Here is a 26,061-nt window from a genome sequence, read left to right as displayed (position 1 = left end):
CACTCCCACTCATTTGACGTACCGTTTCTTTCAGTATAAAAAAAGAATCGCCCGATGCCTATGGACGATTCTACAAAATATTGGGCTGCTCGCCTCGTTTATTTGGATGATGATCTAATAGCATCAAGGCTAAATAAAAGAGCATCGCATCTTGCATGCGTTTTGGATCAAGTGTCGTTAAGTCTTGGATACGTTTTAGCCTGTAATGCAGTGTATTGATATGTACGTGCATCGCTTCCGCAGTGTATTTCAATGAGCAATCCGACGTCATGAGTACACGCAATGTTTTCACTAGTTCAGGGTGGGGGAGAAGTGGGGCGATCGTTCGATCAAGGAACACTTCTTTTGTTTCCTGACTCACTTCTTCTATAAAAAGTTCGAGTGTTAAATCCTCATCAAACACAATCGGTGTATCTGCATTCGCCATTTTTAAGGCACGAAAGGCTTGATGAAACGATTGCTTCATCATGTGTCCAGCTGCAGGTTTTCCCGCACCTATCAAAACCTTTGACGTGGAACGTGCGGTGAGGGAAGCATGGATGTGAAAAAGACGCTGTTGCAAGGTATCACGATCATTTGCCGAGGTTTGCAGCATGAGCAAAAAGCGGGCATGTCCCCAGCGGACGATCATTTCCTGATTTGTGAGATGCAGCATTTCCTTTACTTTTTTGTATTGATCCTGCTTCATAAACGATTCATCGTGACAATCAATGAGGACGACCACACGCTGCTTATTGACATCAAGCTGAAGCCGCGCTGCTTTTTCAGTGAGATCGATTGCTGTCTCTGGCAGATGAAGCCAGTCGAACACAAACGCTTCAAGCTGCCGTTCATCGGTTTCCGTTTCTAGAAAAAATTCATATTCTTGAATGAGCAATTCGGTCATTTTTCGTAATATTTCGCCAAATGGAGAGACATGGACGGGATTTCCTGTCATCCCAATCACACCAATGACCTCATGCTTAAAATAAATAGGCAGATTGATGCCAGCTTTGACCCCTTTCATTCGCTGCTCATCATCCTTTGTGAGGATTCGTTTTTGTCCTTCAAAGGATGTCAAATACGCCCCTTCATGAAATTGACCAATGCGCGCTGGATCTGTTGCCGCAATGATGGTGCCGTTTGTTTGTGCAATGATGATTTCCTCAGTTAGCACCTTTTTGACCTCGTCTACGATTTTTTCTGCCAGTGTCATTGTGAGCAAAACGTACCCCTCCGAGATGTTTCTTTTGACACTATCATACCATCATATGCTGAGTCATATCTTTCTTTTCATGAGTTATGCTAAAATAATACACGCACATGAAGGAGAAGAAAGGAGACATAGCCATGTCGCTACAAAATCGCTTACAAGATCTATTGAAAGAAGGACAAGCGCTGACAGACTTTGAATATGACGAAGCGTCGCGCCACAATTGGCCTTTAGAAGGTACAAGAATTAAGGAAGAGGCACGCTTTAGCGATGTATATATAGAGCGTGTAGACAAAGAATCCGAGGACATGATTCAAACAGAAGGTGCCTCATTTCTAAACACACCGCTTACATATGTTAAAAAACATCAAAAAGAATTCATTTATATCGAATCAACGTGGTTTGATGTGGTGAGAGTCGATGGAGTAGCCATTGAATGGGACGAAGTGTTTCAAACGTATACTGTGTTATTCGGTTTCAAACGTCCTAAAAAAGACACTGGCATTCTAAAGGACATGTTGGCTTCATTAAATGGTGCGCAGCTTCAATTTAATGGGCAAGACGGCTTATTCGATGTGAATTTACAGCTTCTTGAGCTTGAGGATATCCACGAAGATATGCCTTTCATTGAAGTCGTCTCAGCCGTGTACCGTTTTTTATTCCGCATGATCATGCAGCTTGAAATGAATGAATCAAAAAACGGCTCAAATTCCTGAGCCGTTTTTTTGTGATCCATCTATTTTGATGAAGGCGTCACAAACTGTACATCATGCTCTTTTCCATATTGAAGATAATCTTCATTTGGCTGTTTATTCGTCACGACGACATCAAGATCATGTAAATCACAAAACGTGGTCAAAGCGTAGTGATCGAACTTACTATCATCAACTAATAAAAACGTTTTGGCACTTTTTTCAACAACTGTCTTTTTAATATCCGTTTCAAGCGGGGATGAATTCGTGACTCCGTGATCAATGGATAAACCAGTTGATGCGATAAAGGCTTTATTGACATTGTAAGCTTTCAAACGCTCTACACTTTGATAGCCAACGAAAGAATTCGTTTTTCTCTCAAGCATCCCGCCGGTGGAAAAGATGGTGAGATTCTCATAAGGCATCGCCTGTGTAATAAAATCTACATTATTGGTCACAACAGTCACCTGTTTCTCAGTCAAATAGGGGAGCATCTCAAGTGTTGTCGTACCAGAATCAACAAAAATCATATCCCCATTTTCCACAAAAGCAGCTGCCGTTTGACCAATCAATTGCTTTTTACTCAGCTGCCGGGTCTTTCGCTCCTGATAGACTACTAATGTTGAATGGTTCACAGCCACTCCGCCATATACTTTTTTGAACACGCCGGACTCGACCAATGCTTGTACATCTCGGCGTATCGTGTTTTTTGAGACGCCAAAATGCGCCACTAGCTCATCAAGTGAGGCAGATTCCCGGTCAAACACATACTCTTTGATTTGCTGAATCCGTTTTGTTTTTATCATGCTTCATATCTCCAATCCATCCGAATCTCCTTTTTCCATTATATCAAATGGCTTCTCTTTTCCCCATCTCGATAAAAGCGTATGATAGAGAAAAGAACGTAACGGAAAGGATTTTCACTTCTATGAATCAATTAAACAACCCATTTTCAAAGCTTGCGAATTTTAGAGAAGTAGGGGGACTTCAAACAACAGATGAAATGGTCATCAGGCAGGGACTGATTTATCGATCCGCAGATTTGTCCCGTCTGACGAAACAAGATATCGAGATATTCTCAAAGCTCGGGATTCAAACCGTTTGTGATCTCCGTACAGCCTCAGAACGCAAATCACATCCGCCAAAGATCAAGGAACACGACAAAATCGTCCATATCCCCATGCAGCCTGACAGTAAGATGCCTAGTAAATGGACCATGTTTCGTATGCTAACAACTGAAGGGAAATCTCTTTCATTTGCACCGATCATGAAAGATTTATATCAAACCATGCTCACAGAGCGAAAAGAAGAGATTCAGCAGCTGTTCACACTGCTTTCAGATAAAAGCAATTACCCACTGATACTTCACTGCACAAGCGGTAAAGACCGGACAGGCTTTTTATCTGCCCTCATTCAATTAGCAGCAGGCGTACCGGTGCCTGCGGTTTTAAGTGAGTACATGCGCTCTAACGAAGGGGTGCAAATGCTCATCAGAAGGCAGCAGCGATTTGTCCGCTTGATGAGTTTATACCGGGTGTCAAAAGAGCAAATTCAGCCGCTTCTCGGTGTGCAACAAGATTATCTGGAAGATGTGCTAAACGAGATGATGGAGACATACGGGAGTGCAGAGCGGTATTTAATTGAAGCTTGTGAAATACCGGAAGCTCAACTCAAGGAAATGAAAAACATCCTGCTGACACCATCTGCTGGCATTCGATCTCAAAAAGCGGAATAAACTGAATATGAGGTGATACAAAAAATGCTGAAAAAGATCAGTATGACGTGTCTAACACTAATTTTGATGTTTGTATTCTTATTGATTCCTTCTAGCAGTCTAGCTCGTCCAATGCCAAAAGGGAAGCTTGAAAGCACAAGAGAGATGCGCGCGGTTTGGATCGCATCGGTTTATAACTTAGATTGGCCTTCAAAGAAAGGACTGCCTGTCAAAGAGCAGAAAGAAGAGTTTATTCATTTGTTAGATGGGATTAAAGCGATGAATATGAATGCCGTGATCATGCAAATTAAACCGACAGCAGATGCCTTTTATCCTTCGGCATACGGCCCGTGGTCCGAATATTTGACCGGCACGCAAGGGAAAGATCCCGGGTATGACCCGCTTGAATTCATGATCGAAGAAGCTCATAAACGCGGGCTCGAATTTCACGCGTGGTTTAACCCGTATCGAATCACAATGAATCATACCGATCTCAGCCGTTTATCAGCTGATCACCCGGCAAAAAAACATCCTGATTGGACCATTGCGTACGGGAATCAGCTTTATTACAACCCAGGAATTCCTAAAGCTCAGGAGTTCATTGTCGGCGGCATAGAAGAAGTCGTAAAAAACTACGATATTGATGCAGTGCATATGGATGATTATTTTTACCCGAATAAAATAGCCGGTGTGCCGTTTCCAGATCAAGAAACGTATGAAACATATGGGAAAAAAGCATTCACGCACATAGAGGATTGGCGAAGAGATAATGTGAACCAATTGGTCAAGCAAATCAATGACACCGTGAAGAAAGTAAAGCCGTATGTGAAATTTGGTATTAGCCCATTTGGAGTATGGCGCAACATAAAGGATGACCCAACTGGTTCAAACACGACCGCAGGTATGACTAACTACGATGATTTGTATGCTGATACAAGAGAGTGGATTCAGCAGCACGATATCGATTATGTCACCCCGCAAATTTACTGGAGTATCGGTTTTCAGGCAGCCGCCTATGACGTGCTCACGAAATGGTGGTCAAATGAAGTGAAGGGAGAGCCTGTTCACCTGTACATTGGTCAGGCGACGTATAAAATTAATCAAAACAGTGATCCTGCTTGGTCTGATCCAGAAGAATACTTTCGGCAGATCGAGCTGAACAGACAGTCACCTCTCGTGCAGGGAAGCATGCACTTTAGCCTAAAGGATATCAACCGCAATCCTTTGAATGTCAAAAATCGATTGATAGAAGATGCCTACCGTAAACCAGCTCTCATTCCAGAAATGCCTTGGCTTCATCAGAAAGCGCCAAAAAAACCAATCATTCAATCTATTAAAAAGACAGCAGAGGGTGCGGCTTTACAGATCAAAAATGATCCGCAATCTACCGCATCCTATTATGCGGTCTATCGCTTGACTACGAAAGGAACATATGAATTGCTGCAAACCGTTAGAAAAGAAACCGGCACGCTGACATCTGTCAAAGATCTTTCAGTTCATCAGAATAAGAGTGATACTTACAAAGTAACGGCTCTCAATCGACTACATCACGAAAGCAAGCCTTCTACAAAAAGAGTGAGATAACGAAAAAGCATGAATGAGGATTTTCTTCGTTCATGCTTTTTTCTATTATTTTTGTTTTAATTTTCTGAATTCAGCCAAGCTTGGCATGAAGCAGCCACTTGATTAATAAATATGATAGAAAAGAGCCAAAGGGGGAAACACGATGGATTTTGAATTAACGAAAGAACAACAAATGATCCGGCAAATGGTCAAAGAATTCGCCAAGGAAGAAATTGCACCACTCGCTCAAACCATTGATGAACAGGCTGTATTCCCAGCCCAAACTTTTCAAAAAATGGGGGAGCTCGGCTTGATGGGCATTCCTTTTCCAGAGAAATACGGAGGCTCAGGAGGAGATACAATCTCATATGCGCTCGCTGTAGAAGAAATCGGAAAACAGTGTGCCAGTACAGGTCTTAGCTATGCCGCAGCCGTTTCCTTAGGCGCAAGCCCGCTTTATTACTTCGGTACGGAGGAGCAAAAGATGGATCACCTTGTCCCGCTGGCATCTGGAACAGCACTCGGTTCCTTCGGATTAACAGAGCCAAATGCAGGATCAGATGCAAAAGGGACGAAAACAAAAGCGGTCAAAGACGGACAAGAATATGTGATTAGCGGGGAGAAGTGCTGGATCACAAACGCCAATTTTGCCAGAACCATTATCGTCACAGCTGTCACGAATCATGATGAGCACGGCCGTCCGATCATCTCCGCCTTCATTGTAGAAAAAGGGCAAAAAGGGCTGACCATTACAAATCCATACGACAAAATGGGGGTGCGCGGTTCAGATACGGCTGAAATCATTTTAGACAGCGTACGTGTACCAGCACATCATATATTAGGAGACCCAGCCAAAGGCTTCAAGCAATTTTTATATACATTAGACGGGGGACGAATTTCGATTGCTGCCTTATCTGTTGGTATCGCGCAAGCTGCACTAGATGCTTCTCTCTCCTATGCAAAGGAAAGAAAGCAATTTGGGCAGACCCTTTCTTCCTTTCAAGCCATTCAGTTTAAGCTGGCAGATATGGCGATGCAAATAGAACTCGCTAGACAAATGGTGTGGAAAGCCGCTTGGCTGAAAGATCATGGCAAGCCATTTACAAAAGAAGCTGCCTATGCCAAGCTTTTCGCTTCAGAAATGGCGACAAAAGCAAGTCTTGATGCTGTCCAAATTCATGGAGGAACAGGCTACATGAAAGAGTGCGGGGTAGAACGGCTTGTGAGAGATGCCAAGCTCATGGAAATCGGAGAAGGGACCTCTGAAATTCAGCGTCTAGTCATCGCAAGACAACTGTTAGCTTAATCCTGTTATGAAAACGCTTACTATCGATAGAGGAGGAAAATCATCATGTCGATTCATCCACAAACGATTGGCTCCCTATTAAAAGAGAAAAAGGAGCAGCACCCAGCACATGAAGCCATTGTGTATCCAGAACGTTCATTACGTTATTCATACGAAGCGTTTTTTAGAGAGGTCAAGGAAACGGGAAAAGGTCTTATGGCATTAGGCGTTCAAAAAGGAGATCATATCGCCATCATGGCACCCAATGTACCTGAATGGCTCATGCTGCAATTCGCCTGCGCCTCCATTGGAGCCGTTCTTGTCACCGTGAATACAAACTTTCAATCACAAGAACTCGCTTACTTACTAAAGCACTCTGATAGCAGCATGCTGTTTATCGTTGACGGGTTTAAAGAGACATCCTATGTCAGGATGCTTGAAGACCTCATCCCAGAGCTTCAAACAGCTCATCAAGACGAGATCACTTCCTCATCATTTCCATATTTAAAAAGTGTCGTATATATTGGTGAGCACACGCCAAAGGGCATGCGCAGCTGGGACAGTATTCAAGCTGCTGCCAAAAGAACAGAGGATGATGAATGGGAGAAACGAATGGATGAGCTGGCGCCAGATGACGTTATTAATATGCAATATACCTCAGGCACAACCGGCTATCCAAAAGGTGTCATGCTCAGCCATACAAACATCGTCTGCAATGCCAGTCAAATCGCAGATTGCATGAAGCTCACCTACGAAGACCGCATGTGTATCCCCGTTCCGTTCTTTCATTGCTTTGGGTCTGTTCTTGGCGTACTTGCTTGTCTCACAAAAGGAGGCACGATCATTCCAATTGAATCCTTCCACCCAGAGCGAGTCCTTCAAACAGTGGAAAAAGAGAAGTGCACTGTGCTTCACGGAGTCCCGACAATGTTCATTGCAGAGCTCGATCATCCGAATTTCCATCAATACGATCTGTCCACATTACGAACCGGCATTATGGCAGGATCTCTCTGCCCATCCCATGTGATGAAAGCAGTCATTGAACAAATGGGTTTGAAGGAGCTCACGATTGCCTATGGTCAGACCGAAAGCTCACCTGTCATTACCCAAACAAGAACGGATGATTCATTTGAAAGGCGGGTTCAAACAGTAGGTCGGGCGCTTCCTCACATCGAAGTGAAAATCACCGCCCCAGGTACTCAGGATGAAATGCCAAGAGGAGAACAAGGCGAGCTGTGTACAAGAGGCTATCACGTGATGAAAGGCTACTATAAAAATGAAGAAGCCACAAATGAAGTCATTGATGAAGGCGGGTGGCTTCATACAGGAGATTTAGCGGAGATGGATGAGGATGGCTATGTGAAAATCACAGGACGGCTGAAAGATATGATCATTAGAGGCGGGGAAAATGTTTATCCAAAAGAGATTGAAGACGTTCTTTACACGCATCCAGCCATTCTTGATGCACAGGTTGTTGGAATTCCTGACGAGACCTATGGAGAGGAAGCAGCCGCATTCATTCGGCTCAAACAAGGTCGCGCGGTGACGATTGAGACATTAACCAGCTATTGTCAGTCGCAAATGGCTCGCTATAAAATTCCGAAATATTTTTTCATCACAGACGAGTATCCGATGACCGCATCAGGGAAGATTCAAAAATTTCGTCTGAAAAAACAGGCGCTTGATCTAATAAAGGAGTGAGGGCAGCGATGTTTAAAAAAGTACTGATCGCAAATCGAGGCGAAATTGCTCGTAGAATTATTCGGACTTGTAAAAGGCTCGGGATCAACACCGTGGCTGTTTATTCAGAGGCAGATCAGCATGCACTTCATGTGCAAGAAGCAGACAGCGCCTATCTGATTGGAGGCGCAAAAGTATCTGAAAGCTATTTAAACATGGAAGTGATCATCGAGGTAGCCAAGCAGACAAATACAGACGCCATCCACCCTGGGTACGGACTTTTATCAGAAAATGCGGCCTTTGCTGAACGCTGCCGCAGCGAAGGAATCGCTTTTATTGGTCCATCTGCACAGGTCATTCAGCGCATGGGGAATAAAATTGAAGCGAGAAAAACGATGGACCGAGCGGGAATTCCCATTGTACCAGGCGTTTCTGCTCCGCTCCATGACGCAGAAGAAGGAGTCAGTAAAGCGCAGTCACTCGGTTATCCGATCATGCTTAAGGCATCAAGCGGAGGCGGGGGAATCGGCATGCAGCTTGTGCGAAATGACGAGGAGCTTTACAGAGCTTTTGAAGGAAATCAAAAAAGAGCGCAAAGTTTTTTCAACGACGGGACGCTTTATATGGAAAAGGTCATTGAAGACGCACGGCACATTGAAATCCAGGTCCTCTTTGATTCCTTCGGCCACGGGGTTCACTTGTTTGAGCGCGACTGTTCACTCCAAAGAAGGCACCAGAAAATCATCGAAGAAGCACCAGCCGCCTGTCTCGATGAATCAGTGAGACAAGAGATGGGACAGATGGCGGTTAAAGCAGCCAAAGCCATTGGCTATGAAAATGCAGGGACGATTGAATGTTTAGTCGATCAAAACGAACAATTTTATTTTCTAGAGATGAACACGAGATTACAAGTAGAGCACCCTGTCACAGAAGAAATTACAGGTATTGATCTTGTTGAGGAGCAGCTAAAAATCGCTGCATCAGAGCCACTTTCCTTCAATCAGGAGGATATTCATCAAATCGGGCATGCCATTGAGGTCAGAATCTATGCGGAGGACCCCGTCACCTTTTATCCGTCACCAGGAACAATCACTCGGCTATCTATGCCAGAAGCTCCCTATATACGCCATGAGTCAAGTGTGACAAACGGGAGTATCATGACCCCATATTACGATCCAATGATTGCGAAGATGATTGTTTACGGTCATACACGAAAACTTGCAATAGAACGATTAAAAGCGGCGTTACAAGCATATGAAATAGAAGGGATCAAAACCAACTTACCGCTTTTAAGGGAAATGGCCGGATCATCTGCTTTCTTACATGGCAGCATCACAACCGATTTTCTCATGAAAAAAAGGGAGGGAAACCGTTCATGAAAATGGTCACGATACAAATGGCGGGAAACTTATGGAAGCTTCTTGTGAAAGAAGGCGATGAAGTGCAAAAAGGGCAGGAGGTCGCTATCTTGGAATCAATGAAAATGGAGATTCCAATTGTTGCAGAAGAGGCTGGTGTCATCAGCAAAGTGTATAAGGCAGAGGGGGAATTTGTCGATGAAGGGGAGGTTCTTCTAGAGCTGACAGAATAGGAGGGAGCGAGATGGCATTACCAAAGCGAGTACTTATCAGGGAGGTTGGCCCGCGGGACGGACTGCAAAATGAATCCACTTGGCTGGACACAAGCGAGAAGCAAAGGTGGATTGAACTGCTCACAGCAGCCCGGCTCCCTTATATTGAAGTCACCTCATTTGTTCATCCTAAATGGGTCCCAGCATTAAAAGACGCCAAAGAGTTAGCTCAATCCTTACACAAAAATGACGACATCACCTATGCAGCACTCATTCCCAATGAAAAAGGCCTATCTCACTTTTTTGAAGCCAATCTTGATACAGGCGCTATGTTTATCTCTTCGAGTGAAACACATAACAAGAAAAATATGAATCAATCCATCCACGAAACACTTCCTGTTATCAAACAAATGACAGCTGATTTAAAAGCTGCAGGAAAGAGCACGCGCGCATATATTTCTACCGTGTTTGGCTGTCCTTATGAACATCAAGTGCCAATGGATCAAGTTCTGCGGTTAACAGATATTCTGCTCTCTTATGGCATTGATGAAATATCACTCGGCGACACCATTGGAGAAGCTCATCCGCTTCAAGTAGAAAGGCGATTAGACATTTTACTTGAACGTTTTCCTGCTGATAAAATCGCTCTACATTTTCATGATACGAAGGGGATGGGTCTTGCCAATATTTATGTGGCATTAAAAGCTGGAATCACAATGTTTGACTCCTCTAGCGGCGGTCTTGGCGGCTGCCCATATGCGCCTGGCTCTAGCGGCAATGTCGCGACAGAAGATGTCGTGCATATGCTTCAAAAACTCGGAATTGAAACCAATATCGATTTTCCTGCATTGATAAAAGCGGCAGATTGGATCGAAACAAAAGTAGATCGAACCCTGCCTAGTCATTGTTTACGTGCTTTTCACTCTCATACTACTTCATAAAGGATGAATGTGACATGACATCATTGGTCAATTTTACGATACAAGATGAACAGATTGGAATCATGACCTTAAACAGGCCGGAACAAGCGAATTCCTTATCGGCTGCGATGCTGGAGGAGATCAATCAAATCATTCAAGAGATCAAACACGATAAAAGCATCAGCTGCTTGCTCATTACAGGGGCTGGTTCTAACGTCTTTTGCGCAGGAGCTGATTTAAAAGAGCGACGATTGATGACAGAAGAAGAAGCAAAAGCGGCTGTTCTTTTAATTCAGCAAACCTTTACAGAAATTGACTCCCTTCCTGTACCTGTCATTGCCGTGATGAATGGACACGCACTTGGCGGAGGCCTTGAGCTCGCACTGGCTTGTGATCTCCGCATCGCACGAGCCGGAGCAAGACTCGGCCTGCCAGAAACTGGACTAGCCATCATACCAGGAGCCGGGGGGACCCAGCGGCTTCCGCGCCTGATTGGACTCGGTAAAGCAAAAGAACTGATTTTCACAGGTGCTTCATTACAAGCTGAAGAAGCCATTCAAATCGGGTTGATTGAGCACCTCTCTTTAGCAGATTCTCTTATGGATGACGCTATTTCTCTCGCAAAACAAATCGCCAAAAACGGGCCAATTGCTTTAAAAGAAGCGAAACAAGCGATTCAAATGAGCCTTGATCACGATTTGCGTACAGGTCTGATGAAGGAATACGAAGCCTATGAACGGCTCATTGATACAGAAGATCGAATGGAGGGTCTTCAAGCTTTCCAAGAAAAACGAACGCCTCATTACAGAGGCAAATAGCAAGAAAGGGGAATGGGCATGATCGAAGAATATGAAGTGAAAAAACAGCGGATTGTAAAAGGAGGTGCCGAACGATACCATCAAAAAAACAAAGAAAAAGGAAAATTGTTCGTCCGTGATCGGCTCCAGTTGTTATTAGATGATGATTCTTTCATTGAAGATGCCATGTTTGCTGAGTGTAAAGATGAACATTTACCAGCAGATGGTGTTGTCACAGGGACGGGGCGGATGAATGGGCAAACGGTTTGCGTCATGGCAAATGATTCTACTGTCAAAGCGGGATCATGGGGCGTTAAAACGGTAGAAAAAATCATTAGAATCCAGGAAACAGCCGAAAAGCTCAACTGCCCGATGCTGTATTTAGTCGACTCTGCGGGTGCAAGAATTACCGATCAAATCGCCATGTTTCCCGGCAGAAGGGGCGCGGGACGCATTTTTTATAACCAGGTGAAGCTGTCTGGACGTATCCCGCAAGTTTGTTTACTATTTGGTCCTTCTGCGGCAGGAGGTGCTTACATTCCTGCTTTTTGCGACATCGTCGTTATGGTCGAAGGGAATGCCTCGATGTATTTAGGCTCGCCGCGAATGGCCGAAATGGTGATTGGAGAAAAAGTATCACTAGAAGAAATGGGCGGGGCAAACATGCATTGCAGCATTTCCGGATGCGGTGATATTTTAGCTAAAACCGAGGAAGAAGCCATTCAAATCGCTCGCGACTATTTAACCTACATGCCTGCCAACTATACAGAAAAACCAAAACGGGCAGCCGCAAAAGCACCTAAACCATCTGAGGTCACCATTCAAGACCTCATCCCTAAGGGACAGAATACCCCTTTTGATATGTATCAGCTCATTGATTTACTCATTGATGAAGGGTCATTTTTTGAAATCAAAAAACTGTTTGCCGCAGAGCTAATCACAGGCTTTGGCCGCATGAATGGTCAGCCTGTCGGTCTTATTGCCAACCAGCCGAGGGTGAAAGGCGGAGTGTTATTCCATGACTCAGCTGACAAAGCCGCCAAGTTTATTCAGCTATGTGACGCCTTTCATATCCCGCTCCTTTTTCTTGCGGATATACCGGGGTTTATGATCGGAACAAAAGTGGAACAAGCCGGCATTATCAGACACGGGGCGAAAATGATCTCCGCTATGTCAGAGGCCACTGTTCCGAAAATATCGGTCATTGTGCGTAAAGCATACGGTGCAGGTTTATATGCAATGGCAGGACCAGCATTTGAACCAGACTGCTGTCTTGCTCTTCCATCGGCGCAAATTGCTGTCATGGGGCCAGAAGCGGCTGTGAATGCTGTCTATGCGAATAAAATTGCCGAGCTGCCTGCCGGAGAAAGAGCTGCATTTATCCAAGAGAAACGCAAGGAATATCAGGAAGATATGAATATATATGAGCTTGCCTCTGAAATGATTGTCGATGGCGTCATCCCGTTCGACCACCTGCGAGCTGAGCTATGTCATCGATTACAAGCCTATTCCTCAAAAGAGATGACATTTACAAGACGAAAACATCCGGTCTATCCGGTCTAAAGGGGGCATCCTTATGATGAACCTGAAACCAGCATGGGTACCGGAAGAGCAGATGATCAAACAGACACGTCTTTACAAATGGATGCACTCACTTGGTTTCTCTACTTATGAAGCATTCTACGAAGCGAGTATTGAGCGGACCGATTGGTTTTGGAGAGAAGCTGAAAAGGCGGTCGGCATCAAGTGGAAGGTGCCATATGAAGCCGCATTAGGGCAAGATTCATTCATGTGGCCGAAGTGGTATAAAGGCGGCCAACTAAACATAACGAAAACCGCTGTGGACAAATGGGCAGAGAACGAAGAGAAACAGCATCAGCCGGCCGTGATTTGGAGAAATGAGATAGGGGAAGAGAGAAGATGGACGTATCTCGACCTTCAGGAAAAGGTCAATCGCCTCGCCGCTGGTTTTTTGAAGAATGGGCTTCAAAAAGGGGATGTGGCCGTCATTTATATGCCGATGCTTCCTGAAACGGTGGCCGTCATGCTAGCCTTTGCAAAAATTGGTGTCATCTTTAGCCCCGTCTTCTCCGGTTATGGAAGCGAGCCTCTTGCCGTTCGTATTCGTGCGTCAGGTGCAACCATTGTCGTCACAGGCTCCGACATGACGCGCCGCGGGAAAACGATCAATATGAGAGAATGTGCGGAAGATGCGATTCATAAAACAGACACTATCAAAACCGTCATTGTACACACTTCCTCTCATACTGAATATGAAGGGGATATCAGGCTAAATGATTTGTTAAAAGAAGATCCGATGAGTGAAACGACCTATCTTACAAATGAAGATCCTCTCATGATCTTATACACTTCTGGAACAACCGGTACGCCAAAAGGAGCTGTTCATACACACGCAGGTTTCCCTGTAAAAGCGGCTTTTGACGCTGGTCTTTGTATGGACGTTGGAACAGGAGACCGTTTGTTTTGGCTCACAGATATGGGCTGGATGATGGGGCCATTTCTCGTCTTTGGCGGCTTGATCAATGGTGCTGCAATCGTTTTATATGACGGTGCACCCGATTATCCAGATGAACAGCATCTCTGGTCATTCATCCACGAGCAAAAGGTCACCCACTTTGGGCTTTCACCTACGTTTGTTCGGTCTGCGATGCAGCAAAACCTTGCAGGTATTCAGCTGCCGCATGTCAAAGCCATCATTTCTACAGGTGAGCCGTGGAATGAAGCACCATGGCAATGGCTTTTTGACAAAATCGGTCAAAAGCACATTCCGATCCTAAACTATTCAGGAGGAACAGAAGTCTCTGGCGGAATTGTAGGAAGTACGCTGCTTCGCCCAATCAAACCAGTCCTTTTTAATGCAGCGATCTTAGGAATGGCGGCAGATGTGTATAATGAAGCAGGTCAGAGCGTCATAGATGAAGTAGGAGAGCTTGTCGTAAAAAAACCATGGGTCGGCATGACATGTGGATTTTGGAAAGATACGGGGCGATATGAAGACACGTATTTCAAACGATTTGATGGGGTGTGGACACATGGTGACTGGGTGGTACAATCAGATGATAGCACGTTTCATATCACAGGCAGATCTGATGATGTCATTAATACTGCAGGAAAACGTGTCGGTCCAGCAGAAATTGAATCCATTCTTGTCAGTCATCCAGCTGTACACGAGGCAGCTGTCATTGGTGTAAAGGATGAGGTGAAGGGGGAGGCACTCGTATGCTTCATCGTGACCAGCTCACAGTCTTGTGACGAAACAAAACTAATTCAAGAGCTCAAATCACATGTTGGTTCACATGCGGGAAAAGCGCTCAAACCAAAGGAAATTCATCTCATTCAAGCTTTACCGAAAACAAGAAATGGCAAAATTGTCCGGCGTTTATTAAAAGGAGCCTACGAACAGCAGCCTTCACCAGATCTTTCTTCCTTAGACAATCCTCATGTGTACAAAAGCATTTGCGAGTACTTGAAACGGAAACAGAACAGCGTGTAAACAAACCCTCGCATTCGGTGTCAGGTCTGCGCTCCGGTACTCGCCCTTCCTAGACTGCAAAGGTTTTCTATCACGCTGAAAAAAAGACAGGAGAGTGTCCTGTCTTTTTTATTGCGCATGAAAATTCGTACCATCTGTTGTTTCTTTGACAATGCCTGCCCGAATGACAAAATCACCGAAATGTTCTTGGTCTTTTCGCTCTTTTGCATAGCGTGGGAGCAGAGAGCCAAGCTCGTTTAAAATGTCTTCCTCACCAACATTTTCACGGTACAGCTTACTTAATCTGCTGCCATCAAACGCAGCGCCAAGATACATGTTGTATTTGCCAGGTGATTTGCCGATAAAGCCAATTTCACCTAGCGCATGACGGGCACATCCATTTGGACAACCAGTCATACGAATCGTGATTTCTTTATCACTTAAGCCATTTTCCTCAACTATCTCTTCAATTCGGTCAATCAAGCGTGGAAGGTAGCGTTCTGCTTCTGCCATCGCTAAGCCGCATGTTGGAAGAGAGACGCAGGCCATTGAACTGCGGCGGAGTGCAGAGTGCTGCTGGCCATCTGACAAACCGAATTCCTGAATGAGCTGCTCGATTTGTTTCTTTTTATGAGAAGTGACATTTCCAATGATCAAATTTTGATTCGCTGTTAAGCGGAAGTCACCCGTATGAATCTTTGCGATTTCACGAATACCTGTCATCAGCGGATAATCATCATAATCTGTGATGCGTCCGCCTTCTACAAACATCGTATAATGCCATCTGCCATTGATGCCTTTTACCCAGCCATAGCGGTCACCGTTATGATCAAAGTGATAATCTCTTGCGTCTAAAAGGGCAAACCCGAGGCGGCGTTCCAGCTCTTCTTTTACATTCTCAAGACCAAGGCGGTCCACTGTATATTTAAAGCGGGCATTTTTTCGCACCGAACGGTTTCCATAGTCACGCTGAATGGTAATCACTTGTTTCGCAATCTCTACAACTTGTTCCGGTGTACAAAAGCCAATCACTTTTGCAAGCTGAGGATAAGTCGCTGTATCGCCATGAGTCATGCCCATTCCACCGCCAATTGCGACATTAAAGCCAACCAATTGCTCATTTTCGATGATCGCAATGAAGCCTAAATCCTGCGAAAAGACATCAATATCATTAGCAGGAGGAACCGCCACACCAATTTTGAATTTTCTTGGCAAATAAAGCGGACCATACATTGGTTCAACTTCCGTATCAGGCGTTGCCGCAACCTTTTCCTCATCAAGCCAAATTTCATGATACGCTCTTGTTTGTGGAAGCAGGTCATCACTTAATTTCTTTGCCAGCTCGTACACATCATGGTGCACTTCTGATTGATAGGGGTTTGATGTACACATGACATTCCGGTTCACGTCCCCGCAAGCAGCGATTGTATCAAGCATAGTGGAATGAATGTCTTGAATGGTTTTTTTCATGTTCCATTTTAAAATACCGTGAAGCTGAAAGGTTTCACGAGTTGTCAGCTTTAACGTGCCATTACCGTATTTGTGAGCAAGCTCATCCATTACAAGCCACTGCTTGGATGTGGCGATTCCGCCAGGCAGACGCACACGCAGCATAAATTGATAGGCTGGCTCAAGCTTTTGTTTCTGCCGTTCATTTCTAAGGTCACGATCATCCTGTAAATAGCTGCCGTGATGCTTCATCAGGCGGTTGTCATCATCAGGAATTCCCGCTGAAATCGGATCGAGCATCACTTCTTTTAACGTACCCCGTAAATAATCACTTTTTTCTTTGATTTCCTCTACGTCGCTCGGAGGTCCATCCGGCGCTGTTAATGCTGTCTTCACCATGTAAGTAAAAGCTCCTTTCTTTCAAGCATCAAATCCATCAATATACGTCACGCTGATAGCGTTTTTGCTGCTGCAAATTGGCTAGATAGCTTTCTGCTTTCTCTTTGCTCATCGCACCTTCTTCTTGGATAATCGATAGAAGGGTATGATGAACATCATGCGCCATATGCTTTTCATCTCCGCAAACATATACATACGCACCTTGCTCCAGCCATTCGAATAATTCTTTACTTTGCTTCTTCATTTGATGCTGAACATATACTTTTTCCTCTGAATCTCTTGAAAAAGCCACATCCATTTTCGTTAAGACGCCATCTTTTAACCACTTTTGCCATTCGGTTTGATATAAGAAGTCCGTTACAAAGTGCTGATCTCCGAAGAATAACCACGACTTTCCGCTTGCACCGATTTCTTCTCGTTCCTGCATAAACGAACGGAAAGGGGCGATGCCTGTGCCTGGTCCCACCATAATGATCGGTGCATCAGGGTTTTCAGGAAGCTTAAAGTTTTGATTGTGCTGAATATAAACAGGCAGTGTATCACCTGGCTCTAAGCGCTCCGCACATAGGATGGAGCAGACACCTTGACGTTCTCTTCCGTGCGCATCATATCTCACAGCACCTATCGTCAAATGAACCTCTTCTTCATTTGCTTTCAGGCTGCTTGCAATTGAATAAAGGCGAGCAGGAATTTTTCTTAAAATAGCAGTGAAGTCTGCGGCTGTTCCTTCAAAAGGACCAAAGTCGCGCGCAGCATCGACTAAATCTCTTCCTGCTATATACGCTTTTAACTTTTTTTCATTTCCTTCTTCTAAAAGGGCATGGAGGGCTTCATTTTTCGTTAAGTCCGCCATCTTTTGAAGAAGGGGTTTTGTTAATACTGTAATCTCAAAGTGTGAGGTAAGTGCTTCTTTTACAGGAAGAGTGTCGCCGTTTTTATGAACAGTTACAGCTTCCTCTGCATTCCATCCGCATGTTGTGAGCAGTTCATCAACAAGCGCAGGATCATTTGTTGGATAAATTCCAAGACTGTCACCCGGCTCATATACAAGTCCTGATCCTTCAAGAGAAAGCTCCAAATGGCGGGTTTCTTTGTTAGAGCCGCGGCCATTTAGGTTGATATTTTCAAGTACTTCCGCATAAAAAGGATTCGTTCTTGAATATTCAGAAGCTTCTGTTTGGTTGTTTGCTCCCGCTGATTCTTGCGGGAATGCTGCGGATTCACCTTCGCTAAGTGACGATGTCACCCCTTGAAGCCATTCAGAAAACGGTTCATCATAATCAAGATCACAATCCACTCGGCCTGTAAGACGTGTTCCGCCAAGCTCTTTGAAGCGCTCATCAAATTCTTTTCCAGTCTGACAGAAGAATTCGTAGGAGCTGTCACCAAGTGAAAGAACAGAAAAACTTAAATGATCGAGCTTTGGCGCACGTCTGCCGTGGACATATTCATGGAAAGAAAGGGCATTATCAGGCGGATCTCCCTCGCCATGTGTACTGACGATCATCAGTAAATTGTTTATTTTTTTCAGATGATTTGGTTTAAAATCTGACATAGAAGAGAGCGTCACTTGAAAACCTTTCTCCTCAAGATGCTGCGCTGTCTTTTTCGCTAATCCTTCGGAATTGCCTGTTTGTGAGCCATAAAGTACGGTCACATCTTTACTGACAGGCTGCGCAGGGGCTGCGGCAGAAGGAAAAGGGGCCGTAGTCGCCGTTTCTGATCCGGCTAGAGCTGCCTGTGCTGATAAATAACCGGTAAGCCAAATTTTTTGTTGATCTGTTAAAGTCGGAAGCAGCTGATTGAGTAGCTCTGCCTGCTGCTGACTAAACGGACTGTTCAATACATGAAGTTGCAACGATATCCACCTCACAAGGAATATAAACATAGATTAATTCGATAGGAATTATATATATAGGTTCAATTTGAACTTTACCGAAAGTTTGCCATTAAGTAAAATATATAATATTGATTGTCATGATTAAGATTTCTAATACCTTTACAAGGTGAATGAACTTGAGGGTAAATCATCTTAAATGTATAAAGTATCTTAAGAAAATGCGCCGTATATAAGCCATTTTGATCTGAGAATGCTAGACATGAAGAAGCATTGAAAAGGGGCGTATAAAGTTGATGCAATTTAAATTAAAAAAAATAATATGTGTGCGGCTTGTCATCGTGATTTTTCTCATTTTATTAGGAGAGTGCCACTCTACAACAAAGGACAATATAAAGAATCCACACAATCAAAATAAAATAGCAACGCCTTTTTCAAAAAAAGGCATAGTGCTATATAAAGGGGAGACTGGTTTACTTCTTATTAACAATAAATCTCCTATAAAACGCGATTATTCATTAGATACTCCTCTTCTTGTCGATAAGTATAAACACAATCTAATCATAATGGATTTAACGAAAGTTGATACTAAAGAGCTGTCACAGGGGCAAATGATTGAGATTTGGTTTGATGAGTTACAAGAATCGTTTCCTCCAAAAGCAACCGTCGAAAAATACAAAATCATGATGGATAAGAATAAATAAGGGAGTAGTAAGCAGTTCTTAAAATTTGAAATGGATTCTTATTAATTAAATAAAAAGGGGAGAAAAACCCTAGAGTTTTTCTCCCTTCTCAATTTATGCCGTTGGAAGTCCCATCACAGCTTTCACTTCTAAATATTCCTCGATGCCGAAGTCTCCCCATTCTCTTCCGATACCAGATTGCTTAAAGCCGCCAAATGGTGCAAAGTAGTCTGTTTCGGCATTGTTAATGGTGATTTGGCCAGCACGAATATGTTCAGCGACATATTTTAATGTTTTTTCATCTTTTCCAACAACATACCCGGCAAGGCCATACACTGTATCATTGGCGATCTCAAGGGCATGATCGAGGTCCTGATACGTAATCACACTCATGACTGGTCCAAAGATTTCTTCTTGCGCAATGGTCATATCATTTTTTACATTGGTGAAAATGGTATGCTTGGCGAAATATCCTTTATTGATTCCGTCCGGCTTTCCAGTTCCCCCAGCAAGCAGGGTAGTACCTTCTTCAATTCCTTTTTCAATATAAGATTGCACGGTATCCCACTGCTTTTTAGAAACAAGCGGGCCTGTAGCGTGATCTTCTCTCGGATCACCGACTGTAAATTTCGGCAGGGCGTTCAGCAGCGCTTTTTCAAACTTGTCTTTCATCGTTTCTGGAATAAGCACACGTGTAGCTGCGGAACACACTTGACCTGTATTCATCGCAATATGATGAACAGCGGTTTCGGCGGCCTCATCCACTTCTGCATCATCTAAGACGATAAGAGGGGATTTCCCACCAAGCTCAAGAGCCACTTTCTTCACATTGTCCGCCGCGTTTTCCATAATTTTAGAGCCGACGGCACCTGATCCCGTAAATGAAACAAAGTCAATATCAGGATGTGAGCTTATGCCGTCGCCAATAACGTCACCCGTTCCGTTTACTAGGTTGAAGACTCCTTTCGGTACGCCTGCTTCATCAATAATTTCTGCAAGAATCATCGCAGCAAAAGGGGTAATTTCCGCTGGCTTTAAGACAACTGGTGAGCCTGCCGCAATGGCACCCGCGATTTTTAGTGATGTTTGGTTTGTTGGGAAGTTCCACGGTGTAATCAATCCACTGACACCAATCGCTTCTTTTATAATGGTATGTCCGCCGCGGTCCTCGGTAAATGTATAAGATTTAAGTGCTTCCGCTGCTTTAGAAAAATGTTCATAGCCCATTTTGTAATGAACTTCTTCTGATACTTTCAGCGGTGCACCAAGCTCTTGTGTCATCACTTCTACAAGTTCATCCTTACGTTTTTCGTAGCCGCGTACAATGTTTTCCAGCATCTTTACTCGGTCATTTCGAGATGTTTTGGAGAAAGAAGGAAAGGCGGCACGAGCTGCTTTCACTGCCTTATCTAAATCTTCTTTTGTTCCTAAGCTAATGGTGCCAATGACTTCCTCGGTCGCAGGGTTGATGACCTCCGTCGTTTCGTTTCCTGTTGATGCAACCCATTCACCGTTAATAAAATGTTTCTCTTGATTTCTCATTCTGACATGTCTCCTTTTTATATGTGATTCAATCAATATTCTGTTTTCAGCTGATATAAAACTGTACCCACTGTGAAAAATCTAAAACGAACAAACTGCAAAAGAAAAAGTTTCTGATATAATACGCAAAGTGGGACATATGTCCTTTTCAACCGGCGGGCATGTATCATTTAATGGAACTAGACTGAAAAAAGAAGGAGCTTTTGAACGAATGAAAGGTGTTATTTTCGCTTTATTAGGAGGCGCTTGTATTACACTACAAGGCGTAGCCAACGCAAGAATCAGCCAGGATATCGGCACATGGCAGGCGGCAACGATCACGCAGCTAACCGGCTTTATCATCTCGCTCGTCATTTTACTCATCGTACGAGACGGACACTTCAGGGAATATCGAAAGGTGCAGCCCCTTTATTTAATAGGCGGCGCATTTGCAGCCATTATTATTTTTAATGAAGTCACCGCGATTCAAATGATCGGTGTCACACTCACCATCGCAGCTTTACTCATTGCACAGCTTGCTTTTACCTTTGCAATTGATGCAAAAGGATGGTTTGGTGTACAGAAGAAGAAAATGAAATGGCCTCATTATGCAGGAATTTTACTGATGGTCGCAGGCGTGATCATTTTAAAGCTATAAAGGAGGGCGTCAGATGGAGGAGCTTCATGATGAATCTCTTTTATCCTCTTATCTTAAGGCACATCAATTAGAAAACGTCTTTCATCAAAAGCTCATATCACACGTGAGCTTGTGGCGCTATGAGCAAGGGGAGCTCGTTTGTTCAAAAGGGGATAAGAGGGAGTACCTGTACTTGTTAGTGAAAGGAAAATTAAAAATTTTCACGACCACAAAGGAAGGGAAAACCTTTATTCTTAGCTTTAAACATCCCCTTGAAGCGATTGGAGATATTGAATACGTTCAGCAGACGGATATGGTCAATACAGTCGAAGCTGTCACAGAAGTACATATGCTAAGGATTTCTCATCAAGCGCTCATGCGCCATGCGAAGGATGACCCACGCTTGTTAGCCTTTCTGCTAAAAGGCATCACAAACAAATTTTATACGAAATCAAACGATTTGAGCTTCCACCTGTTATATCCTGTGGAGGTCAGGCTTGCAAGCTACTTATTGTCTGTTGTCACAGATGATGACAGCGCGAGCGCCCTTCGTCTCACTGATGCGGCAAGCTTAATCGGTACAAGCTACCGTCATATTAACCGGGTCATTCAGCAATTCTGTGAAAAAGGGCTGATAGAGAGGCGTAGAGGAAAGATTACGATTTGTGACCGGAAAGGGCTCCTAGAAATAGCAGAGCACAACATTTATGAATAGAAGAAATGAAGGGATTTATATATGATTATAGGAATAGTATTAGCCATCACTGCTGGCGCACTCGTCAGCTTACAAACTATTTTTAACAGTAAGGTCAATGAGCATACAGGCTCTTGGTCAACGACAACCCTCGTTCTTGGAATGGGCTTTATTGCTTCACTCCTGATGGGTCTCTTACTAGAGGGAACTGGCATGTTTCAATTAAGACATATGGAAGCTTGGTACTGGATCAGCGGGGCCATTGGGGTAGGAGTGGTCATTTGTCTTGTTCAGAGTATCAAACGTCTTGGACCGACTTATGGCATCTCGATTGTCCTCACGTCACAGCTGGGCTGCGCGCTTTTGTTTGACTCGCTTGGCTGGCTTGGGTTAGAAAAAGTAGAATTCTCTTTTACAAAACTATTAGGTGTCATTGTGATTGTTGCTGGGATTTTGGTGTTTAAATTGACCAAATTGGAGTCCGCAGAAGAGGGGTATTCTCAAGAAAAAGGGCTGCCACAAGAGTAGCTGCCCTTTTTTATATCAATCGCCGCCATAAAACCGTTATCGCGGATAATCCATTTAAAAGGAGCCTTTTCATCAAAGGCTTTTTTTTCTGTCCATAAGCGCTCGCATGAAGGGCTGTTCGGTCTTTAGCAACGAGATAACTGTAGGCGATTTTTCGTTCAATTGCCTGTGTAAGTGATAACGCAAATGGGGCACTATCAATGACTAAAATCGACTCTGTGTTTAAAAAACTAGACCTCGCATCTAAGTTATATGTCCCGATAATACTTAAATAATCATCGATGACCATCGATTTCCCATGAATGGAATACGGACCTTCATATTCATACAAATGAACGCCTGTTTTCATCAGCTCCTTTTTCGTGCTTAAATACCCTGCAAAGGCTAACGGATTTGGCGTCGCTGTAAGAGAATTCGTGACCACTGTCGTTTGAATCTCACTACCTAAGGGGGTGAGTCCGGCTTTCATTGGGCGTGTTGGAATGACATAAGGCGTCTGTATGAGCACAGAACGCTTTGCCCGGTGAGCAAGATCGTTCAGTTTTTTCAGCACAAGTGGCCGCTTATTAAAGCGTTCCACAGGATTTGTGAAAAAGGCAATCTGTTTCACTGAAGTGGTATCTGCTACCCACTCAAAGGAGGACATCACAAAAGGTTCTTTCGTGCGCACGGCTTCTTGATAGGATCTAAGCAGCTGTTTTCTTAGCTTTAACCCTTTTTTCGCTTTTTGCTTGGAGAACACATCTTTTGTTCTTTTCGTAAAATCATGATTCCATAGATAAACGAAATATTGCTCCATTTCATCTAATACTTTTCCCTTTTTGGCGTTATAGAGCAGCACATCGCGGTCAAAAGCAAAGTCTTTCGGCGGCTGATCTGCAAAGTATTTATCACCGATATTTCTTCCACCCATCACAGCCACTCGGCCATCCGCTAGTAGCAGCTTATCGTGGAGGCGGTTATGCCACGTCCATGGCTTGAACAAACGAAAGGGCTCATAAAAACGAATGGACATGTTCGGATGATTTGCCACCGCATAGCGAAAATGCTTCAGCGGCCCGCGCAAACTGTGGCAGATGCCATCTAACAACAGCTGCACTTTCACACCTCGATCAGCTGCTTCAATTAAAGCACCTAGTACCCATTCGGCTGTTTTTCCCTTTTGAATGGAATAGTAACTGAGGCGGATCACCCTCTTTGCCTCACGAATCATTTGGATTCTAACCTGACCAGATTCAAACCCGTCGTCAAGAAGCATCACTTGATTTGTCCCTTGATCGTCTCCTGAGATAGAAGAGGCTTTATAAATACAATGTTCTTTGCATGTTTTTCGTATCGGTAAATAAAACAAAACAAATGCGGTCAAAAATACATAGACGACATAGAGAAGGATGAGAAAAAACAAAAGATGAAGCATCATGATCAGCTCCTTTCACACAGACACAACTTTTCCTTAGTGTATGTCAAAAATTAAATTTCACTCATTTTTGGCTTTCCATCAAAATATATGACAAAAGAATCACCTTGTTTTTATTGGGCATTTAATTATAGTATGAAATGAGTAAGGGGGAATCGAATTGAACGAACCACTATTTAATATTCCAAGTGATGTGTATCAAACGTTAAGTGAAACAGAACGATATTTACTCCATTATATTCACCAGCATTTAGAGGATATCTCCACCTTATCCATCGTCACATTAAGTGAAAGAGCCAATGTGTCGACAGCCACAATTGTCAGACTGATGAAAAAAATTGGTTATAACGGCTATACATCCTTTAAATATCGATTGAAACAAGAAAAGAAAATGACCGATGCAAGTGATCAGCTCAAAAACATTGATGAAGACATCAAATTAGCGATTCGGAAAAATGAAGAAGAGGTTTTAAAGACGATCCAGCTGCAAAGTATTGGGCAAATTGAAGATGCCGTTCAAAAAATACATAATGCGGACAAAATTTATATTTTCGGTAGAGGTTTCTCAGAGATGATTGCCAAGGAAATGACCATCAAATTACAGCTCATCGGAAAAACATGTGAAGTACACGACGACCCGAATATCATTCGGCTGAAATCGCGAGACATCGGTAAAAACGAACTTGCGATCTTTGTTTCCTTAAATGGCGAAACAGCAGAGCTCGTTGAAGCGTGTCAAAATCTCAGCATGAAGCAAGTCACGACCATTACTGTCACGACAAGAATAGATTCTACATTAAGCAAAATATCAGATATGACTCTAGTCGGATATAAAGGCGAACAATCTTTCTTCCCAGATTATGAGGTCAGATCGCGCCTGTCTCTTCATGTTATTGCCCGCATTTTACTAGATGCCTATGTGATCCGAATGAAATAACCGCTAAAGAAGCCTTCGAGACTTTGATCTAGAAGGCTTTTTATTATGAAAACCTTTACACAATCTGAAAACATTTTCACTCAAACGTATGAGATACTTTCTTTAGAGAAAAGAAAGAAGGTGAAACCAATTGATTTATACCTGCACCTTAAATCCTGCTATTGACCTATATATTGCATTAAAAGAAATGAGGGCAAATGCAGTCAACCGCACGGAAGATGAAGATTATCAGCCGAATGGCAAGGGAGTTAATGTCTCCATTATGCTAAAGAAATATGGATTCACCAGCACTGCATTAGGATTTATTGCTGGGTTTTCAGGCTCTTATATTGAACAATCCTTAAAAGACCTTTCCATTCAAACCGATTTCATTTCGGTTGAAGGAATTACACGCATTAATGTTTTTATTAATACGACAGAAGAATATAAGCTCGTGAACCAAGGACCTGTGATTGAAGCAAAAGCACTTCACGCCTTTCGTGAAAAAATAGCGAACATCCCGCGGGGGGACACCCTTATCATGTCAGGCAGCCTGCCAAAGGGCGTACCAGCCAGCATTTTTTCAGAAGTAGCAGCTATTTGTCATCAGCACAACGTCAAGTTTATTTTAGACACAAGCTCCGCAGCGGTTCTTGAGACGCTTCAATACAAGCCGTATTTATTAAAACCGAATGAAGAAGAGATCGCTGCTTTTTTCGGCAAAACACATCCTATGTCAGAAAAAGAACTCATACAATCAGGAGAAAAACTCATTGAGATGGGTGCAAAGCAAGTACTTATTTCTCGCGGAGGAGAAGGGGCTTTATTCATCACGAAAGACGCCATCTTCAAAGGAAACGCACCGACAGGCACTGTGGTAAACACAGCTTGTTCTGGTGATGCAATGCTCGCAGCCTTTCTTAGTAAACAACTTGAAGGTCATTCACCTGAAGAATGCTTACGTTACGGCATTGCAACAGGCGCATCTACTGCATTTTCTAAAGGCTTAAGTGATTTACATGACATTCATTCATTAATTGAGCAAGTACACATTCATAAGATATAAGGGGGAAT

At 43.5% G+C, this 26,061-nt stretch carries 23 protein-coding genes; 17 read left to right on the top strand and 6 right to left on the bottom strand.

Annotation, left to right across the window (positions count from 1 at the left end; all coding sequences use genetic code 11):
• Window positions 1–70: 70 nt before the first annotated feature.
• Window positions 71–1,204 (bottom strand): CdaR family transcriptional regulator, encoded by a 1,134-nt coding sequence (locus C6W21_RS04755; RefSeq protein WP_106049513.1) that lies wholly within the window; start codon window positions 1,202–1,204, stop codon window positions 71–73.
• A 125-nt stretch (window positions 1,205–1,329) separates the two neighbouring features.
• On the opposite strand from C6W21_RS04755, the gene C6W21_RS04750 reads away from it, so the two are divergent.
• A complete protein-coding gene (locus tag C6W21_RS04750) occupies window positions 1,330–1,908 on the top strand; it encodes a branched-chain amino acid aminotransferase (RefSeq protein ID WP_106049512.1) in 579 nt (192 codons plus the stop codon).
• A gap of 20 nt (window positions 1,909–1,928) precedes the next feature.
• Here C6W21_RS04750 and C6W21_RS04745 read toward each other — a convergent pair whose 3' ends face one another.
• Window positions 1,929–2,690, bottom strand: coding sequence for a DeoR/GlpR family DNA-binding transcription regulator (locus tag C6W21_RS04745; protein WP_106049511.1), 762 nt, complete (start codon window positions 2,688–2,690; stop codon window positions 1,929–1,931).
• 122 nt (window positions 2,691–2,812) lie between these two features.
• On the opposite strand from C6W21_RS04745, the gene C6W21_RS04740 reads away from it, so the two are divergent.
• The 10 genes from C6W21_RS04740 to C6W21_RS04695 all read left to right on the top strand — a co-directional run bounded on the left by C6W21_RS04740 (window position 2,813) and on the right by C6W21_RS04695 (window position 14,927).
• Window positions 2,813–3,619 (top strand): tyrosine-protein phosphatase, encoded by an 807-nt coding sequence (locus C6W21_RS04740; protein WP_106049510.1) that lies wholly within the window; start codon window positions 2,813–2,815, stop codon window positions 3,617–3,619.
• 24 nt (window positions 3,620–3,643) lie between these two features.
• The gene (locus C6W21_RS04735; RefSeq protein ID WP_106049509.1) at window positions 3,644–5,182 is read left to right on the top strand and encodes a glycoside hydrolase family 10-like protein; all 1,539 of its coding nucleotides are present in this window, start codon (window positions 3,644–3,646) and stop codon (window positions 5,180–5,182) included.
• Between the two features lie 142 nt (window positions 5,183–5,324).
• Window positions 5,325–6,467 carry an acyl-CoA dehydrogenase family protein gene (locus C6W21_RS04730; protein ID WP_106049508.1) on the top strand — a complete coding sequence of 381 codons (1,143 nt, stop codon included), beginning with the start codon at window positions 5,325–5,327 and terminating at the stop codon, window positions 6,465–6,467.
• Window positions 6,468–6,509: 42 nt separating this feature from the next.
• Window positions 6,510–8,147, top strand: a complete 1,638-nt coding sequence (locus tag C6W21_RS04725; RefSeq protein ID WP_106049507.1) for an AMP-binding protein — start codon at window positions 6,510–6,512, stop codon at window positions 8,145–8,147.
• Between the two features lie 8 nt (window positions 8,148–8,155).
• Complete coding sequence (locus C6W21_RS04720; RefSeq protein ID WP_106049506.1) at window positions 8,156–9,505, top strand: acetyl-CoA carboxylase biotin carboxylase subunit; 1,350 nt, start codon at window positions 8,156–8,158, stop codon at window positions 9,503–9,505.
• Window positions 9,502–9,717, top strand: coding sequence for an acetyl-CoA carboxylase biotin carboxyl carrier protein subunit (locus tag C6W21_RS04715; RefSeq protein ID WP_106049505.1), 216 nt, complete (start codon window positions 9,502–9,504; stop codon window positions 9,715–9,717). Before C6W21_RS04720 ends, C6W21_RS04715 begins: the two co-directional genes overlap by 4 nt.
• A gap of 11 nt (window positions 9,718–9,728) precedes the next feature.
• Window positions 9,729–10,637, top strand: a complete 909-nt coding sequence (locus C6W21_RS04710) for a hydroxymethylglutaryl-CoA lyase (protein WP_106049504.1) — start codon at window positions 9,729–9,731, stop codon at window positions 10,635–10,637.
• A 14-nt stretch (window positions 10,638–10,651) separates the two neighbouring features.
• Window positions 10,652–11,434: an enoyl-CoA hydratase gene (locus C6W21_RS04705; RefSeq protein WP_106049503.1), complete on the top strand. Its 783-nt coding sequence runs from the start codon at window positions 10,652–10,654 to the stop codon at window positions 11,432–11,434.
• 18 nt (window positions 11,435–11,452) lie between these two features.
• Entirely contained in the window at window positions 11,453–12,976 is a 1,524-nt protein-coding gene (locus tag C6W21_RS04700) for an acyl-CoA carboxylase subunit beta (protein ID WP_106049502.1), read from the top strand.
• 13 nt (window positions 12,977–12,989) lie between these two features.
• Complete coding sequence (locus C6W21_RS04695; protein WP_106049501.1) at window positions 12,990–14,927, top strand: AMP-binding protein; 1,938 nt, start codon at window positions 12,990–12,992, stop codon at window positions 14,925–14,927.
• Between the two features lie 108 nt (window positions 14,928–15,035).
• On the opposite strand, the gene cysI is transcribed toward C6W21_RS04695, so the two are convergent.
• Entirely contained in the window at window positions 15,036–16,754 is a 1,719-nt protein-coding gene (gene cysI, locus C6W21_RS04690) for an assimilatory sulfite reductase (NADPH) hemoprotein subunit (RefSeq protein ID WP_106049500.1), read from the bottom strand.
• Window positions 16,755–16,791: 37 nt separating this feature from the next.
• Window positions 16,792–18,612 (bottom strand): assimilatory sulfite reductase (NADPH) flavoprotein subunit, encoded by a 1,821-nt coding sequence (locus C6W21_RS04685; RefSeq protein WP_106055963.1) that lies wholly within the window; start codon window positions 18,610–18,612, stop codon window positions 16,792–16,794.
• A gap of 275 nt (window positions 18,613–18,887) precedes the next feature.
• Between C6W21_RS04685 and C6W21_RS04680 the strand changes: the two genes are divergently transcribed.
• On the top strand, window positions 18,888–19,295 hold the full coding sequence (locus C6W21_RS04680; RefSeq protein ID WP_223260979.1) for a DUF3221 domain-containing protein: 408 nt from the start codon (window positions 18,888–18,890) through the stop codon (window positions 19,293–19,295).
• A gap of 93 nt (window positions 19,296–19,388) precedes the next feature.
• Here C6W21_RS04680 and C6W21_RS04675 read toward each other — a convergent pair whose 3' ends face one another.
• The gene (locus C6W21_RS04675) at window positions 19,389–20,816 is read right to left on the bottom strand and encodes an aldehyde dehydrogenase family protein (RefSeq protein WP_106055961.1); all 1,428 of its coding nucleotides are present in this window, start codon (window positions 20,814–20,816) and stop codon (window positions 19,389–19,391) included.
• Window positions 20,817–21,027: 211 nt separating this feature from the next.
• Here C6W21_RS04675 and C6W21_RS04670 point away from each other — a divergent pair, with 211 nt between their 5' ends.
• From C6W21_RS04670 to C6W21_RS04660, 3 genes are read left to right on the top strand one after another with little or no spacing between them, the layout of a single operon-like run.
• The gene (locus C6W21_RS04670; RefSeq protein ID WP_034661956.1) at window positions 21,028–21,453 is read left to right on the top strand and encodes a DMT family transporter; all 426 of its coding nucleotides are present in this window, start codon (window positions 21,028–21,030) and stop codon (window positions 21,451–21,453) included.
• A 13-nt stretch (window positions 21,454–21,466) separates the two neighbouring features.
• Window positions 21,467–22,147: a Crp/Fnr family transcriptional regulator gene (locus C6W21_RS04665; protein ID WP_106055960.1), complete on the top strand. Its 681-nt coding sequence runs from the start codon at window positions 21,467–21,469 to the stop codon at window positions 22,145–22,147.
• Between the two features lie 21 nt (window positions 22,148–22,168).
• Window positions 22,169–22,654 carry a DMT family transporter gene (locus C6W21_RS04660; RefSeq protein WP_106055959.1) on the top strand — a complete coding sequence of 162 codons (486 nt, stop codon included), beginning with the start codon at window positions 22,169–22,171 and terminating at the stop codon, window positions 22,652–22,654.
• 10 nt (window positions 22,655–22,664) lie between these two features.
• On the opposite strand, the gene C6W21_RS04655 is transcribed toward C6W21_RS04660, so the two are convergent.
• Window positions 22,665–24,071, bottom strand: a complete 1,407-nt coding sequence (locus C6W21_RS04655) for a phospholipase D-like domain-containing protein (RefSeq protein ID WP_106055958.1) — start codon at window positions 24,069–24,071, stop codon at window positions 22,665–22,667.
• A 160-nt stretch (window positions 24,072–24,231) separates the two neighbouring features.
• Between C6W21_RS04655 and C6W21_RS04650 the strand changes: the two genes are divergently transcribed.
• Together C6W21_RS04650 and pfkB are read left to right on the top strand one after the other, a co-directional pair.
• Window positions 24,232–25,008: a MurR/RpiR family transcriptional regulator gene (locus C6W21_RS04650; protein WP_066030821.1), complete on the top strand. Its 777-nt coding sequence runs from the start codon at window positions 24,232–24,234 to the stop codon at window positions 25,006–25,008.
• A gap of 130 nt (window positions 25,009–25,138) precedes the next feature.
• A complete protein-coding gene (pfkB, locus tag C6W21_RS04645) occupies window positions 25,139–26,053 on the top strand; it encodes a 1-phosphofructokinase (protein ID WP_106055957.1) in 915 nt (304 codons plus the stop codon).
• Window positions 26,054–26,061: the final 8 nt, after the last annotated feature.

The sequence above is a fragment of the Bacillus sp. NMCN1 genome, assembly GCF_002998085.1.
Classification (GTDB): domain Bacteria; phylum Bacillota; class Bacilli; order Bacillales; family Bacillaceae; genus Bacillus.
Note: the sequence above shows the minus strand (reverse complement) of the source record. Positions and strands in the feature narration are given on the sequence as shown.